Source organism: Bacillus sp. RZ2MS9 (assembly GCF_001816185.2).
Lineage (GTDB): Bacteria > Bacillota > Bacilli > Bacillales > Bacillaceae_G > Bacillus_A > Bacillus_A cereus.
This window is the reverse complement of sequence record NZ_CP049978.1, coordinates 1,066,039-1,082,190: the sequence shown is the minus strand read 5'-3', so window position 1 is coordinate 1,082,190 and position 16,152 is coordinate 1,066,039. Positions and strand designations below refer to the sequence as shown.

The window sequence follows — 16,152 nt, the reverse complement described above, 5'->3', positions numbered from 1 at the left end:
CGGCAATCACATTATTTATAAAGCACTTCCTCAGTAAATTACATATAATAAGCCGAATAGTCGTTACAATGCATTCACCTAAAGAGCGTCTTTCTCCCAAGGCGCTCTTTAAGTTTACAATAAGAATTTTGTCTTAGTTTTATATCATCAAGATTCCCCTCATCGCTAAATTAAAAAGAGAACCGATTTAATCGAGTCCCCCTTCTTTCTAACACTCACTTAAAGAAGCTAATATATCATGGCCATACAAAGATGAATCGATAATATCAAAACTAATACATTCTTCATACAAGTGTAGTATTTAAACTTCTATACATAACGCAATTGCATGAAAACCTTAACTTGTAGGAAACTCATAAACAGGTTATACATGATAAACTACAATTTACACAACCACCATTTAAAACTAGGAATTTTCATCCATATATCTTGTTCCCTATTTTAAAACATAATACAATTAAAATGTAACTTAATAAGCTATAACTAGTAGGTGTGGCAATCATCTCTTCCATTTTGAAAAAAGGGGGGAGGTGATAATATAATCGCGATGTTTATAATTAAATTAGTGTATGGTATCCTAACCGGAGCTGGCGTTGTCATCGGTAGAAGATACGTCGGTCCGTGGCTAATTTCTGTATACAAAAAAGCGAGAACCACCCTGCTTCGTGGAAAAGGTAAGGGCGGTTCTCGGCTAAAACGTTAATGTAATTGTCTTATAACCGCACCTACTACCACCACAATAGCAAGTTAGGTTACACAAGGCAGAAGTTTCTCAGGCTTCTGTCTTTTTTATTTTATGCAAAATTCACACTACATACTCTATCATCATTGTAACACATTTTATTTATTTTTAGTCAAGAGAAAAACTACCTAAAGGGCTCCCCTTCAGGTAGTTCTCTATTTTACGCTAACGCAGCTAGACTTTTTCAAGTTCAGCTGTGCCGCTCTCATCATTTATAGCACCAATAAAGACGGATTATGTACCCGCTTCATAACAGTATGAGTAAACAAGGAACAACACCTATTACGAATATAAAAAATCCTCTCACTATATAGCACCTATGTTTTCAGCAATACTCTATTACCATCAAACTAAATTTGTATAATTTAAACTACAGAATAGCAAGCTAATTTTCAAATATCTTCTTGCGCATTATCCTAAATTTATTATCTATTTGTATCATGCTTATAAATAAAAGATATCCTACCGACGCACCGAGCATATTTATAGCAATCCGCCACACATCAAAAACATCAGACAAAGTTAGTAAATGTAATATCTCCCAAACAAGAAAGGTCATAACATACCACTTACGAGCTTTCTTATAGTTAGTCACTTTATTAATCAGCACTGGAACGAAAAATCCGAATGGAACTACTAATATTATATGTTGTAAAACACTTAACCAATAAGTTGAGTTTCCCCAAGGACCTGGATGTGCAATAAAATCTTTAACTTGCCAAAGTGTTATTCCAAAAAGTTGTAATAACGTTTCTAAATCAGATATATGTAAAAATTGCTGCCAAAATTCAATGGGATGATAGACAGTCCCACCTGTCAAACTGCGAACAGAGTCAAATGTAGAAGTTGAAATAAACGTTCCTAAAAAGACAATAAAACAAATGATTATATAAGGAATACATAAAATTTTTGATAATACCTTTAACGGTCTAGGAACTTCGTATACCGATTTATTAATCTCTACGCCAATAACTTTTGATTCTCCAAAACTTTGAATTGCTTTATAAATCGCTTCTTTTTCATTCATACCTTGTTCCATATATTCTTCTTTCAAGCTGTTCAAGTGATCATACATTTCTAGAAATAACTCATCCTGTTCAATATCACTAAGTTCTGAATAGGCTAAAATAGACTTAATATACTCATCAAATTCACTCATAAATAACTCCTTTCTGACAAGCTTGAATTAATGCTGTTACACTCTCCCAAGAATTAACTTTCTTCTGCAATTCTTTTTTCCCTTTATCTGTAATAGTATAGAATTTCCTTTTCATCCCATTCTCAGATTCATTCCAATAAGATTCAAGAAAGTCCTTTTTCTCTAATCTCTTTAAAGCAGGATACAACGTTCCCTGCCCCATACTATACAAATCTTCACTTGCATCCTTTAAACTTTGAGCTATTTCATATCCATATGTATCACGTTTTGCAATGATAGAAAGTAATAAAATATCTATACTTCCCTTCAAGATTTCTTTGTCCAACAATACCACCACCTTATATACATCGTATAACAACATATGTCGTTATGCAATATAGTTAGAATAATATTCCATAAAAAAACCACCTAAAGGCTCCCCTTCAGGTGGTTCTCTATTTTATGCTAACGCAGCTGCCTGTTCTTGTTGATCTACAGGAATTACAGCGTCTGTTAATGCTTTTTCTAGTTCTGCTGTATATTTCATTTGTTCTTCTTTGCTCCAGCCTAGTTTCGCAGCCATGTAGTTGATTACTGCTTCTTTCCACTCGTATACCCAGTGGATGTTGAAGAATACAGCGCCTCTGCGGCGTACGAAGAAGTCAACTGGTTTTGCTGTCATTTCATAATCCATTGCGTATACAAGTGGGATTAGAACGTCAAGCGGCATGTTGTATTCTTTCGCTTCGTCTTTATGTTTTTTCGCTAAGTCAAATAGTACGTCAACGTTAGAACCGTAGAATTTCGCGAATTCTTCTGCTTGTGCTGTTGTTAAACCATATTTCGTACCTTCGCCAGCTTTTTTCGCAACGAATGCTGGGAATCCGTGTGAACCATCTACATGTCCACCAGAGATTGGCATATGTTTCGTGTCGCTCTTCGGATATGCGCTATGACCTTCTTTTTGTAGTAAGTTCGTTACGTAGTCTACTACCATTTCAGCCATTTTGCGGTATCCTGTTAATTTACCACCTGCGATTGTAATTAAACCAGATTCAGAAGTCCAAATTTCATCTTTACGAGAAATTTCAGATGCACTCTTACCTTCTTCATAAATTAACGGACGTACACCAGCCCAGCTTGATTCAATGTCTTTCTCTGTAATTTTCACGCTTGGGAACATGTAGTTAATCGCATTAATGATGTAGGTGCGATCTTCTGTTGTCATTTGTGGTACAGCTGCGTCTTTATCGTAGAACGTATCTGTTGTACCTACATAAGTTTTTCCGCCGCGAGGAATCGCGAACACCATACGTTTATCTGGTGTATCGAAGTAAATCGCTTGACCTAATGGGAAACGTTTTTGGTCAATTACTAAGTGAACACCTTTTGATAACTGAAGTACTTTTCCTTTTTTCGAGTTATCTTTTTCACGAAGTGTATCTACCCAAGGGCCAGCTGCGTTTACAATTTTCTTACCGTAAACTTCGTATACTTCTCCGTCTAGTAAATCGATTACACGTACACCGCATACTTTTCCATCTTTATATAAGAAACTGTCTACTTTTGCATAGTTAACAGCTTTTGCGCCGTGCTCAATTGCTTCTTTCATTACTTCAATTGTAAGACGCGCATCATCTGTACGATATTCTACGTAGTAACCGCCGCCTTTTAATCCTTCTTTTTTTACAAGAGGCTCTTTGTTTAATGTTTCTTCACGGTTAAACATCTTTCTGCGCTCGCTTCGTTTTACACCTGCTAAGAAGTCGTATACACGAAGACCAATTGATGTACTAAATGATCCGAACGTACCGCCTGTATGGAACGGAAGTAACATCCACTCTGGTGTTGTTACATGGGGACCGTTCTCATATACAATCGCACGCTCTTTACCCACCTCTGCTACCATTTTCACTTCAAGTTGTTTTAAATAACGTAGACCACCGTGTACAAGTTTCGTTGAACGACTTGATGTACCTGCTGCAAAGTCCTGCATTTCAAACACAATTGTTGATAACCCGCGTGTTGCTCCATCTAATGCAATACCAGAACCAGTAATACCTCCACCAATTACGATCACATCTAACTCTTGTTTATTTACTCCGTTTAATACGTCTTTACGTTGTTTACTTGAAAATTTCATGGTAATTCCTCCCTTTGATAACGAAAAAAGAGACCACAAACTCCGCTATAGATTTCGCCTCTATAGCGCGTTGTGGTCTCTCCAAATCTCCTACCGAATTATTAACTTGTCACCATTATAACACTGTTTATGATTATTTGAAAGCTTTTGTTGCTTCAATTGCTTTTTTCCATCCAGCATATAGCTCTTCGCTTGTTTTCGCTTCCATCGTTGGTTCAAAGCGTTTGTCCATATGCCACTGTTCTTTAATTTCATCTTGGTTTTTCCAATATCCAACCGCAAGACCAGCTAAGTATGCTGCACCTAGAGCCGTTGTTTCGTTGATCACTGGACGCTCTACAGGAACATCTAAAATATCACTTTGGAACTTCATTAAGAAGTTATTTTTAACTGCTCCGCCATCAACGCGTAATGTTTTCAGTTCAATACCTGAATCTGCTTCCATTGCGCATAATACATCTTTCGTTTGGTAAGCTAAAGATTCTAGCGTTGCACGAATGAAGTGCTCTTTCGTCGTACCGCGTGTTACACCAAACATAGCGCCGCGTACTTCACTATCCCAATAAGGTGTTCCTAGTCCAACGAATGCTGGTACAACGTATACACCATCAGTTGATTCAACGCGACTCGCATACACTTCACTCTCACTTGCATCTTTAAACATACGCATTCCGTCACGTAACCACTGAATTGCAGAACCTGCTACGAAAATACTTCCTTCTAATGCGTAGTTTACTTTACCATCTATTCCCCATGCAATTGTTGTTAATAGACCATGCTCAGAAGCTACTGCTTTTTCACCTGTGTTCATTAACATGAAGCAACCAGTTCCGTAAGTATTTTTCGCCATACCTTCACCGAAACAAGCTTGTCCAAATAATGCTGCTTGTTGGTCACCAGCTACACCTGCAATCGGTACATTTTGACCGAAGAAGTGGTAATCAATTGTTTCTCCGTAAATTTCAGATGATGGACGTACTTCTGGAAGCATGCTCTTTGGTACTGTTAACATTTCTAGAAGCTCATCATCCCACTGTAAGTCGTGAATGTTAAACATTAACGTACGTGATGCGTTTGAGTAATCTGTTACGTGTGATTTACCACCAGATAGTTTCCATACAAGCCACGAATCAATTGTTCCGAATAATAGATCACCGTTTTCTGCTTTTTCTCTTGCACCTTCAACATTATCTAAAATCCATTTTACTTTCGTACCAGAGAAGTATGCATCAATTAAAAGACCTGTTTTTTCGCGAACCATTTCGCTATAACCTTTTTCTTTTAACTCATCACAAATTTCAGCTGTTTGGCGAGATTGCCATACGATTGCGTTGTAAATTGGTTTACTAGTTGTTTTATCCCAGACAACCGTTGTTTCACGTTGGTTCGTAATACCGATACCAGCGATTTGTTCTGGTTTTACATCTGCTTCGCTTAAGCAAGTTGCGATAACTGCTAAAATAGATCCCCAAATTTCTTGTGCATTATGCTCTACCCAGCCCGGCTTTGGAAAATGTTGTGTAAACTCTTTTTGAGCTGAATGAACAATTTCACCTTTTTTATTGAAAAGAATTGCGCGTGAGCTTGTTGTTCCTTGGTCTAATGAAAGAATATATTTTTTCATATCGGTTTCCCCCTTATGCTACTTTTCTACTATTTGTATTGCTTCCACTTTTTTTACTTGTCATATAAGAGATTGCTAGTACAATCACAGTTGCGATAATCACATAAATAAGTGCTGAATTTTGTTTTCCTTCAAATACAACTTGATGGAATAAACCTGCAAGTGATCCACCTAAAATTGGACCAACTACTGGAATCCATGCATACTTCCAGTTTGAACCGCCTTTTCCTGCAATCGGAAGGAAGAAGTGTGCGATACGCGGACCTAAATCACGTGCTGGGTTAATTGCGTATCCTGTTGTCCCACCTAATGATAAACCAATACTTACAATTAAGAAACCTACGATAAATGGATTTAATCCATCTGCAAACTTATTTGCACCAATTGCTAATATACCAAATACTAAAACGAATGTTCCAATCATTTCACTTAAAAGGTTTGCAAATGTGTTCGGAATTGCTGGACCTGTTGCAAATACACCTAACTTTGTTCCTGGATCTTCTGTTTCTTTCCAGTGTGGTAAGTAATGTAAATATACGATAACTGCCCCGATAATTGCCCCAATCATTTGTGCTGCGATATAACCTGGTACATCACTCCATGGGAACGCTCCCTTAAATGCTAATCCTATTGTTAAAGCTGGATTCAAATGTGCCCCACTAATTGATCCAACCGCATATGCTGCAACCGCTACCGCTAAGCCCCAGCCCATTGTAATTACAATCCAACCAGAATCTTTCGCAAACGACTTCTTTAAACTTACACCAGCACAAACGCCGCCACCAAGTACGATTAACAACGCAGTCCCTATTAACTCTCCTAAAAATGCTGACATAGTATCCCTCCACAATCAATTTAAACGCTTCCAAATGTGATAGAGGTAAAATGAATGGCCATTCGTTTTTGTCAAAAGAAAAAGACCCACAGCTTGCACGCTTCTATATAAATTTATATAGAAACAATGAAATGTGGATCTCTACTTTTCTCCGTCACGTTTATTAACTTGTCTATAATGTTAACTGTAAATGAAAGCGGTGTCAACGAAAAAATTCACATTTTCGTCACTTTTTTTGGTAATGTTTCCATAGTTCGCGTTTTGATGTCGTAATTGCTGTCGCACCAGCGTTTAAAGCTCTTTCCACATCTTCTACAGTACGAATAAAACCACCCGCTAAAATCGGTACACCAGTACGCTCTTTCACTTCAGCAATAACATCCGTTAATGCCCCAGGAAGTACCTCAATATAATCCGGTTTCGTCTTATCTAAAAGATTGCAGCTCTTCTCCATCGCACTCGAATCGATTAAAAAGATGCGTTGTATTGCCACAACACCTTTTTGCTTCGCCTTCATAATAACGCTCGCCTTTGTTGAAAGTAACCCGTACGGTCTAAACTCCTGACATAAATATTCCGTCGCATGCCCATCACTCTGCAAACCATGAATTAAATCCACATGTAAAAACACCTTTTTACAATATTGCTTCGCAAGCGATATAACACTCTTCAATTGACCGACATGAATATCTAAAATAACAATATATTCATACGAACTATGTAATAGCTTTTCCAAATCTTTAATTTGCCTCACTGCCGGCAAAATCTTCTGTTCATGAAATTCCATTCTCTATATCCCCTTCTTTATGTCATCCTATCCTTTATAGTACACAATTTAAGTGAAAAGAACAGCTAGTGTAGGGGATTTCTTTCAAATCTTTCCTCTATCTATATATTTTCTTCAACTTATCCGATCCCATACCACCTATAATCATGAATGCAAGGGGCAAAAGATTCATTACATATTGCGCATCTGCTACAATTGTAATACTTGCTCCAGCAAACTTATTTAGCATCCATACAACGATTTTTGCAATAAACAAAAATACTCCTATCATAAATAGACTATCAAAAAACACCTTCCATTTTGGATACGCCAATTGCTTACTATCTTCAATTACTTTCTGCGTCAATTCTTCATCACCCCTTAGCAATTCATCAATTGTAATACCGAACAGATCACTTAAATGAATAATAATTTCAATGCTCGGATAGTTCTTTCCCGTCTCCCATTTCGAAACAGATTACCTACTCACATGAAGTTTTTCAGCCAAATCATTTTGTGACCAATTTCGTTTTTCTCGTTCTTCTTTTAAACGTTCGCTAAAAATCATACTGTGTTTATCACCTCTCTACGTCTAGTATGGACAAATACATAATGAAGAGTAAAGCGAGTTGTCGTTGCGTTAGCTGTGCAACTTGTGCGTTACACCTGAAAATAAAGCTATGTAGTATGTCGATTTCATATATTTTTCTTCTATAATAATTTCCCGAACAATAATACAACGAACAGATACTAGTTAAGACTAGATTAGGCATAAAAAATACGCCATCCCTTCTTATCAGTCTCCAGAAAGAATAACGCAAATTTTCATTTTTACTCATCATTTTTCGGACTATATGAAAACCCCGGATATTTCACAACAGGCCTCTTCTCCTTACGCAGGGAATCCATTACTTGCGGGCCAACATGTATATTACTCTCCACTATTTCTTTAGGAGTCAGTGCCATCCATTGATTTAACGATACATCTTCAAAACGATTACTTCTGAACATCTCTAAAAACCATAATGTTTCGGTACCTGTATTTTGAATATAATGCCCCGTCGCAAACGGTACATATCCGACATCGCCAGCTCTATAATCAAATGTACGAGCGGTACCATTTCCAAGAAACACAGTCATTCTCGCTTCCCCTGTCAAATAATATTGCCATTCATCATTATTCGGGTGCCAATGAAGTTCTCTCATTCCACCAGGCTCAACCTCAACGAGCGCTGCTGCGATTGTTTTGGAAATAGGGAAATTTGTAGAATCTACAATTCGAACGCTACCACCAGGCGTCTTAATCGGCTTTTGTTTTAACATTTCATGTTTAAATGTTAAAGGAACTTCTCCTTTCGGTGATTGAATTTCCTGACTTTCAAGCGAACCTGGCACCTCTCCTTGATAAATATAAACTTGATCTGAAAGGATAGAACGAAAAGCACTCTCAGGTACTCCGAAATTAGCCGACAACACTTCTTTTGGCGTATGCGCAAACCAATCAGAAATAGCTAAAGTAGATAAATCAGAAAAATGCCCATCATCGAAAACGAGTAGAAATTCACAATGTTCCAATCCTTGAATGGAATGCGGAATACCAGGCGGAAAATACCAAAGATCACCTGGTCCAACATCAGCAATAAAATTACGTCCATTTTGATCAACAGCCGTTATGCGCGCCCGTCCTAAAAGCATATACGCCCATTCCGCTTCTTTATGCCAATGTAGTTCTCGTACTCCACCGGCCGTTAAACTCATATTTACTCCCGCAATCGTCGTCGAAACCGGTAGTTCCCGAGCAGTAATCTCCCGAGACCACCCGCCTTGTTTCAAAATCATAGAAGTGTCCGAAAATGAAAACTTCAAGTTAGGAACTAACCCTGCATCGGTTATAGGCGGAACAAGCATATTCGGATTTTGAATATCCCGCATAACATTACGAGGTCCAGAATCAATCGCACCTGCTCCGTCGCTGCGGATTGGTTGTGGCACATTCCCTCCCGCTTCATTAACAGTACGTTTCTTCATGATTACACTCCTTTTTCATCCGATTAGTAAGTAAAAAGCCTCCATCATAGTGTATGAATTGGGCTTTAGATGGTTACAGTTACATCATCTGCCTATCATTATCGTTTTGTTCATTTCTCAACTTATACTAGTATGCTTAGCGCTTAGGAAGACAAAAAAATAAACTAGAACTAACAAAAAACCCTGTAAAATTTATTACAGAGTTTTTCACCAATTATTTATTGTTTTACATATCGAATACGAACATTATCGTCCATTTGATAAATTTGTAATGTGTTTCCATAACTAATTCCTAACTCTTCACTTACACCAACTGCACTTACAAATACCCCTTTAAATACTTTATTTTTAGTTGGTTTTACTACCGATACTCTTCGCTACCTCTTCAAACAGTTTCGAACCTTCTTGTGCTTTACTTACTGATTGATGCATTTTACTTTCGTCTTCTTGATCTAATGCATCAAAGAGAAGTTGAAAACAATCCGCATACAGTTCCATCGACTGCTTTATCTTCGCCTGTTCTCCCTGTAACTCAGGAGGCGCTTGTAGATTCTTCAGTTTCGTTGCAGTTGCCTTTGCTCCACCTAAACTCAGTTGTACTTCACTTTTCTTTTGTTTGTATGATTTTACGTCTGAATCTGCTATTCCTTCAATTAATTTCATTGTATTTTCAATTTGAGTAGCACTATTTATGATATCTGCCTTGTACCTTTCAACATCTGAACCAGTTACCTTACCAGTTGAAGAACTAGAAGAAGTTGAATTATTTGAAGAAGAACTTGGTTGACTACTTGATGAACTACTGTTTGTACCTTCACCTTTCGCTACAGATAAGCTATCCTCTTTCTTGCCATCAGTTGACTTACTCTCTTTTTCAGAAGTCTTATTCTCTTTCTCTACCTTTTGCGTTTCTTCTTTCTTTGGTTCAGCTTTCTTACCATCAGTTTCAATTGTAATACAACCACTCAATAACATAACTGGTAACGCTAAACTTACTAATTTCTTTGCTTTCATGATTACTAATACCCCTTTATTTGTAAAATGTAGTGCAAACAAGTTAATATACTTAACTAATAAATTTCCCCCGAATAATTTATTAAAATCTACTACCTATATATTTCCTGTATATTCATAATCTTTCCATATATAAGATTTTACAAAGAATTACATATTTGGTCAAAGGGATTTATGTAGTCCTTAAAAGAAAATTTTAATCAAAAAGAAAAGAAGCTAACAATAAATTGTTAACTTCTCAGCTTAAGGAAAAAATAGTATCTTTCCTTATCTTCTACTATCTAGATTGTGGATGAACCATATACCGCTCCCTCAAAAGAAAAAAGCTACCACCTCGGCAATAATTTCTACTAAGTGGTAACCTTTCAAAATTTCTATTAAAGCAATACAGAATCCTTATCACTATCCTGATTACGTTTCTCACGCTCTTCTTCTAAGCGCTTCATATATACTTCGCCTTCTTTTTCGATAAACTCATTATCCATATCTTGCTCTTTTTTCGAAGTATATAAAACCATGTAGCCACTTAGTACAATCCCAACAATTACAAGATACACCCACCATGGTAAAGTTTCCAAATCACTTCATTCCTTTCCTTAGACAAGCCTTATTAGTTTCACTTTATGAGGAAAGAATTGGATTTATGCTTAAAATTTTTATTGTGGATGCTTCGCGAAAAATGCTTGTACATATTCCATAAACTCAATTGGTTCTTGACGAAACGGTGCGTGGTATCCTTTTTCAATAATATGAAACGTACTATTTGCAAATAGCCCATGATACAGTTCACCATTTTTCCACGAAACACTCTTATCATGTCGTCCCCATATAATTAAAGTCGGTACCTTAATTTTATCAGCTTCCATCGCAATGCGGCGCTCTCGCATTTTCGTAAGCTGATCATAATGCTCTTTATCATCACGACTATTTTTTACTTCATTTTTATTATACTTCGTAATCTCAGTTACAGTTTGTAAGTCCGTCGATAGCGGTGGTACTTCATAACTTTCTTTTTGCTGGAAAGACTCTATCCCTGTAGCATCCGCCAAGATGAGATGCGTCACTGCATCCGGATATAAATACGCTAAATTAAGGGACATCTCTCCGCCCATTGAATGGCCGAGCACCGCAAACTGATCGTATCCAAGCTTCTTCATTAACTTATAATATAAATTCACTTGCGCAGGAAACGAATACTGAAAATCAACCGGCTTAGAAGAACGCCCAAACCCTAAAATATCAACCGCAATAATCGTATGATCTCGCACTAGTTCCGGATAAATATCACTAAACCCATCAGAAGAACCACCAAACCCATGCAACATGAGTAACGGAGGTTTCCCCTCACCAATTTGCTTAAAATAAATCGTCTGCCCATCAATTTGCGCCATACTCTCTTTCGTATTCAGCTTCATCATAACAGTATCTTTCACTTCTTCAACCTTCGCAATCGGCTTATCAACGAAGTTACATACGATAAGCAAAACAAGCACAATACCGCTAATCAAATAAAACTTAAACCGTTTCAAAGTTCCCGTCTCCTTTCTCAATTTGCTATTTAAAGTTTTTACATTTTTTGGCTATTTTATGTTTTCTTTTTAATTGTAACTAAAACAGTTACAATTAAAAAGAAAAATATAACTCATTTCTATTACTAATGGTTATTCTGTAACTATTATAGTTACAGAATTAAAGTAAGTCAATTCTTTTCTCTACATGGCCTAATAACAAAGAAAAGGACCTCGTTGTGAGATCCCTTTCTTTGTTATTATTTAATTTAAAAATGATCAGCGTGTGAGTCTTGCTTGCTAATACCGCCACCGTCACCTTTATTATCTGCTGGTGCTCCTCCTGTGTCGCCTCTAGTATAGTCTGGTTTTGCTGGTGCTCCACCCGTGTCTCCTCTATTGAAACTAGCATAGTCTGGTTTTACTGGTACTCCACCAGTATCTCCTTTATTGAAGCTAACATAGTCTGGTCTTGCTGGTGCTCCTCCTGTCTCTCCTATATTTAAGGCTTGATTTGTAAATGAACTATTAGCTCCAATTGATAACACACCTACTAACGCAATCCCTAACATTCCAAAGTGAATCTTTTTCATTATTTTAGCGCTCCTTTTTTTAACAATTTTTTTTGAGCTTTATGACTCATGTAAAAATAATGACTAGCTTTATCGTGATTCTCTTCCTTATAAAACCTTAAGGCCAACATTTCAGCGTATTCCTGTATACACTCCCATAGCTCTTCTTTTTCAAAATAAGTAATACCTTCTAAAACTACTTGCTCTAAACTTAATGTAGGTGATTTTTCATTTACGCTTTTCAAAATCATAAAACGATATTGAAACTCTTCCTTATTTAATTCTTTACAAATATCCAAACCTTTTTCAACCAGATCTGCTGCCAATTGATATTGCCCTAATTTATAACATTCACGCGCTTCAACAAATAGCGCTTTAAAAAATTTCGGCTGTTTTTTTGTAACTTCGGATGCATGGCGAACTGCAAGTTCCGATAAATCTTGACTAGCATACAAAAAGGCTAAATTATGACGCACCATTAAAATATATTTTTCATAATTTACCTTTTGGAAAATATCCATAGCAGCATTAAAGCTTTCTTCCGCGAGTTCGTAATTTTTCAAATCTACACAACACAGACCAAAAGCATTTTCACATAGCGCTATATTTATTTCGCAACCTATATGTTTTTTAAACTCTTCTTTCGCTTTTCTCAAATAATCAATTGCATTAACTTGTTGATATGTCTGATAGTAAAAATTACCTATACGATAATCAAATTCTGCATTTTCTAAAGAGTGCGAAACATATTTCATTAGTTCATTTGCTTTTTCATAACTTTCCTTTGCATCGCCATATCTAGACATTGAAGTGCAATATATCCCTTTAAAGAAATGATAATAATATGCTAAAAACCCTTCAGTTGGAATTTCAAAAGATTCTATTCTCTCAAAACTATTTTCTTTTATATTCAACCAATCCGTCAGCATTTTATATCTAAAATCTAATAAGGTAAAATACAAAGATAACTCCTGATCCACATCCAACCCACTAATCTTACTTTCAATCTCCTCTTTCATTTCCGTAGCTTTCTCTATATTTTGCTGCAACATTACACGATACCAATCATCTAAAGAATGTTTCATTTGCTCCCGCGTTACTACATCTGCTCCCATACACTCGCATCTCCTTTTCTCCAAAATTACAAAATTAGGATTTTTATACAATTATTAAAATCGTATATTACCACTCCTTTTCTATGTATTGAAAAATAATTATTAGAAAATTCAATATTTTAATTAATTATACCAAAGTTTTCCTTTTTAATAACTTGAGAAATAATTGTCAGAAAACTCACTAGGATAAATAAAAAAGCAAGTAGTTCCAGCACTCCGCTAAAACTACTTGCTCTCCTACTTACTATCTCTATTTTTACTCTTTAATAAATTCCTTCGTACTTCTCACTGTATCAATTGGACGAACTAATTTTTCAATTTCTTCACGTTTTGGCTCTAGGAATGGAGGTAAAGATAATTTTTCGCCAAGTGTTTCGTATGGCTCATCTCCCATAAATCCTGGGCCGTCTGTTGCAAATTCAAATAAGATTTGTGGTGCAACTCTTGCGTATAATGATTCGAAGAAGTGACGGTCTACATAGCCAGATGAAGGAAGTCCAACGCTACTGATTCTCTCAATCCATTCTTCTAATACAGCGCGATCTTCTACGCGGAATGCAGCATGGTGAACCGTACCAAAACCTTGTCGTGCTTCTGGAAGAACCGTATTATGTTCTACAATGACAGAAGCACCGTTTCCACCTTCGTTCACTTCAAATAAATAGAATTCTCCTTCTTGCGCAACCTCTTTAAATAATAAAACTTTTTCTAACACTTCTTTGAAGAAACTAAAGTTCGCGATACGAATGAATACAGGGCCTAAACCAGTAATTGCATATTCTAACGGAACTGGTCCGTTTTGCCATGGTGTACCTGATTCGATACCGTTATCAAGTTCATCTGAGATTAATTGATAGTGTTGGTCATCAAAGTCAACGAAAGAAAGAGTTTTCTTACCAAATTGCTCTTTAATTCCTGTATGTTCTACTTCAAGACGGTCAAAGCGTTTCACCCAATACTCTAATGCTGCATCAGTTGGAACACGGAATGAAGTTTTTGAAATTTCATTCGTACCGTGTACTCCTTTTGGAATACCTGGGAAGTCAAAGAATGTCATATCTGTTCCTGCACTACCTTTATCATCTGCAAAGAATAAATGATACGTTTGAATGTCATCTTGGTTTACTGTTTTCTTAACTAAACGCATTCCTAAAACGTGAGTGAAAAACTCATAGTTTTTTTCTGCACTACTTGTAATCGCTGTAACGTGGTGAATTCCTTTTAATTGGTTCATTTTATATTCCTCCAATGGGTTTCATTTATATGTTAAAGTTGTATATTTTCTTCTATTACTTCCCTTCAATAGGTGCTAAATTCGCTTCAATCTCTGCACGCTGATTTTCTAAGAACGGTGGTAAATCAAGTTTTTCTCCTAAATGTTCTACATCTCCATCAACTGTAAACCCTGGTCCATCTGTCGCAATTTCAAATAGGATTCCGTTTGATTCACGGAAATATAAGCTTTTAAAGTAGAAACGGTCAATGATTCCTGAAGAATGGAAGCCTCTTTGTTTCACTTGTTCTTCCCAATAAGCAAGCTCTGCATCATTTTTCACACGAATTGCTAAATGGTGAATGCTACCGCGGCCTGGCTTTTCAGTAGGACCATCTAAATATTTCACAACGATTTCTCCAAAAGCCTCTCCTTTAATAGATTGAAAAATTGCTTCCTCTTCGCTGCGGCTAACCTCTGTATAACCAAACATCTCTGTAAGTGTACTCGCCATTTTATCAAGTCTACGAACTGTCATTTCCACAGAACCCATTCCTTGAATTTGATGCTCTGCAGGAACTTCTGATTTCTCCCAAGTTTCCCAGTGCTCCACTTTTTCTCCGTTTGAAACGAGTAGTACTAAGCGAAGACCTTCAGCATCCTCAAATTGCAAAGCAGGACGATTTGCATATGTTGTTATTTCACTATGTTTCACATTAAATGTCTCAAATCGTTCTTTCCAGTAATGTAAGCTTTCCTCTGAAGGAACAAGTAATCCAATTCGAGTAATGGCATTCGTACCGCGGTACGTTTTTCCTACTAAAGGAATTTCAAAAAACGATAATTCCGTACCTGGACTTCCTGTTTTATCTCCATAAAATAAGTGATACATTGACGGATCATCTTGATTTACCGTCATTTTCACACGGCGTAAACCAAGTACTTTTTTATAAAAATGATTATTCTCACTCGCGTTTTTTGTAACCATTGAAATGTGATGATGCCCTTTAATTTCATACATTGATAATTCCTCCGTTTCATTTTACTAGTCAAGTGATACCTAAAAAATAATATGCTTCTTAGCTTTTCAATTTATTCTCATTATGTTTTTGTAAATTCATCTTAGTTTTTACTGCATAAGTTACTTTGTTTTGTAAGTCGAAAGCAAGTGAGTGTATGTTTTTCATATGACTCAATCACTTTCGTTACTATCACTTTACAACTCAAGTGATTAAAAAGCAAGTAATTTATCTCAAATTCGAGATTTTTTTATTGCATAACATTTTGAACTGGAGAATGATGAATTTCTATATGGAATAGCGTCATAAAAATGTAGATTTACAACGCTAAGTCCATTTCCTTTTCTTCATAAAGTGAAACTTTAATCAGCCCTCACCAATCGGACTTTTATGGGCAGCCCGACCCCCACCTAAATTCTTTGCTTCCGCTGAATT

At 36.5% G+C, this 16,152-nt stretch carries 14 protein-coding genes and 1 pseudogene; all 15 read right to left on the bottom strand.

The window, feature by feature from the left end; genetic code table 11:
• Nucleotides 1-1,127 precede the first annotated feature (1,127 nt).
• The 15 genes and pseudogenes from BHV55_RS05610 to BHV55_RS05540 all read right to left on the bottom strand — a co-directional run bounded on the left by BHV55_RS05610 (nt 1,128) and on the right by BHV55_RS05540 (nt 15,719).
• Nucleotides 1,128-1,901 carry a VanZ family protein gene (locus BHV55_RS05610; protein ID WP_001288383.1) on the bottom strand — a complete coding sequence of 258 codons (774 nt, stop codon included), beginning with the start codon at nt 1,899-1,901 and terminating at the stop codon, nt 1,128-1,130.
• On the bottom strand, nt 1,894-2,226 hold the full coding sequence (locus tag BHV55_RS05605; protein ID WP_030023716.1) for a PadR family transcriptional regulator: 333 nt from the start codon (nt 2,224-2,226) through the stop codon (nt 1,894-1,896). Before BHV55_RS05605 ends, BHV55_RS05610 begins: the two co-directional genes overlap by 8 nt.
• A 114-nt stretch (nt 2,227-2,340) precedes the next feature.
• The gene (gene glpD, locus BHV55_RS05600) at nt 2,341-4,023 is read right to left on the bottom strand and encodes an aerobic glycerol-3-phosphate dehydrogenase (RefSeq protein ID WP_000672831.1); all 1,683 of its coding nucleotides are present in this window, start codon (nt 4,021-4,023) and stop codon (nt 2,341-2,343) included.
• Between the two features lie 133 nt (nt 4,024-4,156).
• Nucleotides 4,157-5,647 carry a glycerol kinase GlpK gene (glpK, locus tag BHV55_RS05595; RefSeq protein ID WP_000760015.1) on the bottom strand — a complete coding sequence of 497 codons (1,491 nt, stop codon included), beginning with the start codon at nt 5,645-5,647 and terminating at the stop codon, nt 4,157-4,159.
• 13 nt (nt 5,648-5,660) lie between these two features.
• Nucleotides 5,661-6,482, bottom strand: a complete 822-nt coding sequence (gene glpF, locus BHV55_RS05590; RefSeq protein ID WP_001272195.1) for a glycerol uptake facilitator protein GlpF — start codon at nt 6,480-6,482, stop codon at nt 5,661-5,663.
• 226 nt (nt 6,483-6,708) lie between these two features.
• Nucleotides 6,709-7,269, bottom strand: a complete 561-nt coding sequence (glpP, locus tag BHV55_RS05585) for a glycerol uptake operon antiterminator GlpP (RefSeq protein WP_000394285.1) — start codon at nt 7,267-7,269, stop codon at nt 6,709-6,711.
• A 97-nt stretch (nt 7,270-7,366) separates the two neighbouring features.
• Nucleotides 7,367-7,816, bottom strand: a pseudogene (locus BHV55_RS05580) (helix-turn-helix domain-containing protein).
• 263 nt (nt 7,817-8,079) lie between these two features.
• On the bottom strand, nt 8,080-9,276 hold the full coding sequence (locus BHV55_RS05575) for an oxalate decarboxylase family bicupin (RefSeq protein WP_070757240.1): 1,197 nt from the start codon (nt 9,274-9,276) through the stop codon (nt 8,080-8,082).
• Nucleotides 9,277-9,624: 348 nt separating this feature from the next.
• Nucleotides 9,625-10,290, bottom strand: coding sequence for a DUF7018 domain-containing (lipo)protein (locus BHV55_RS05570; protein WP_070757241.1), 666 nt, complete (start codon nt 10,288-10,290; stop codon nt 9,625-9,627).
• A 377-nt stretch (nt 10,291-10,667) separates the two neighbouring features.
• Nucleotides 10,668-10,868, bottom strand: coding sequence for a sporulation YhaL family protein (locus tag BHV55_RS05565; protein ID WP_000449223.1), 201 nt, complete (start codon nt 10,866-10,868; stop codon nt 10,668-10,670).
• A gap of 78 nt (nt 10,869-10,946) precedes the next feature.
• Nucleotides 10,947-11,819, bottom strand: a complete 873-nt coding sequence (locus BHV55_RS05560) for an alpha/beta fold hydrolase (protein WP_000819468.1) — start codon at nt 11,817-11,819, stop codon at nt 10,947-10,949.
• A 248-nt stretch (nt 11,820-12,067) separates the two neighbouring features.
• Nucleotides 12,068-12,391, bottom strand: a complete 324-nt coding sequence (locus BHV55_RS05555; protein ID WP_070757242.1) for a Phr family secreted Rap phosphatase inhibitor — start codon at nt 12,389-12,391, stop codon at nt 12,068-12,070.
• Complete coding sequence (locus tag BHV55_RS05550; protein WP_048568212.1) at nt 12,391-13,485, bottom strand: response regulator aspartate phosphatase; 1,095 nt, start codon at nt 13,483-13,485, stop codon at nt 12,391-12,393. The genes BHV55_RS05555 and BHV55_RS05550 overlap by 1 nt, the downstream gene beginning before the upstream one ends.
• A 256-nt stretch (nt 13,486-13,741) precedes the next feature.
• A complete protein-coding gene (locus BHV55_RS05545; RefSeq protein ID WP_070757243.1) occupies nt 13,742-14,719 on the bottom strand; it encodes a ring-cleaving dioxygenase in 978 nt (325 codons plus the stop codon).
• A 55-nt stretch (nt 14,720-14,774) separates the two neighbouring features.
• Nucleotides 14,775-15,719 carry a ring-cleaving dioxygenase gene (locus BHV55_RS05540; protein ID WP_070757244.1) on the bottom strand — a complete coding sequence of 315 codons (945 nt, stop codon included), beginning with the start codon at nt 15,717-15,719 and terminating at the stop codon, nt 14,775-14,777.
• Nucleotides 15,720-16,152 lie beyond the last annotated feature (433 nt).

Bases quoted from the DNA above. Each gene is read 5' to 3' on its own strand.
- glpP (WP_000394285.1), bottom strand. From the start codon at position 7,269: ATGGAATTTCATGAACAGAAGATTTTGCCGGCAGTGAGGCAAATTAAA.
- glpF (WP_001272195.1), bottom strand. From the start codon at position 6,482: ATGTCAGCATTTTTAGGAGAGTTAATAGGGACTGCGTTGTTAATCGTA.
- glpD (WP_000672831.1), bottom strand. From the start codon at position 4,023: ATGAAATTTTCAAGTAAACAACGTAAAGACGTATTAAACGGAGTAAAT.
- BHV55_RS05570 (WP_070757241.1), bottom strand. From the start codon at position 10,290: ATGAAAGCAAAGAAATTAGTAAGTTTAGCGTTACCAGTTATGTTATTG.
- BHV55_RS05555 (WP_070757242.1), bottom strand. From the start codon at position 12,391: ATGAAAAAGATTCACTTTGGAATGTTAGGGATTGCGTTAGTAGGTGTG.
- glpK (WP_000760015.1), bottom strand. From the start codon at position 5,647: ATGAAAAAATATATTCTTTCATTAGACCAAGGAACAACAAGCTCACGC.
- BHV55_RS05540 (WP_070757244.1), bottom strand. From the start codon at position 15,719: ATGTATGAAATTAAAGGGCATCATCACATTTCAATGGTTACAAAAAAC.
- BHV55_RS05610 (WP_001288383.1), bottom strand. From the start codon at position 1,901: ATGAGTGAATTTGATGAGTATATTAAGTCTATTTTAGCCTATTCAGAA.
- BHV55_RS05545 (WP_070757243.1), bottom strand. From the start codon at position 14,719: ATGAACCAATTAAAAGGAATTCACCACGTTACAGCGATTACAAGTAGT.
- BHV55_RS05550 (WP_048568212.1), bottom strand. From the start codon at position 13,485: ATGGGAGCAGATGTAGTAACGCGGGAGCAAATGAAACATTCTTTAGAT.
- BHV55_RS05575 (WP_070757240.1), bottom strand. From the start codon at position 9,276: ATGAAGAAACGTACTGTTAATGAAGCGGGAGGGAATGTGCCACAACCA.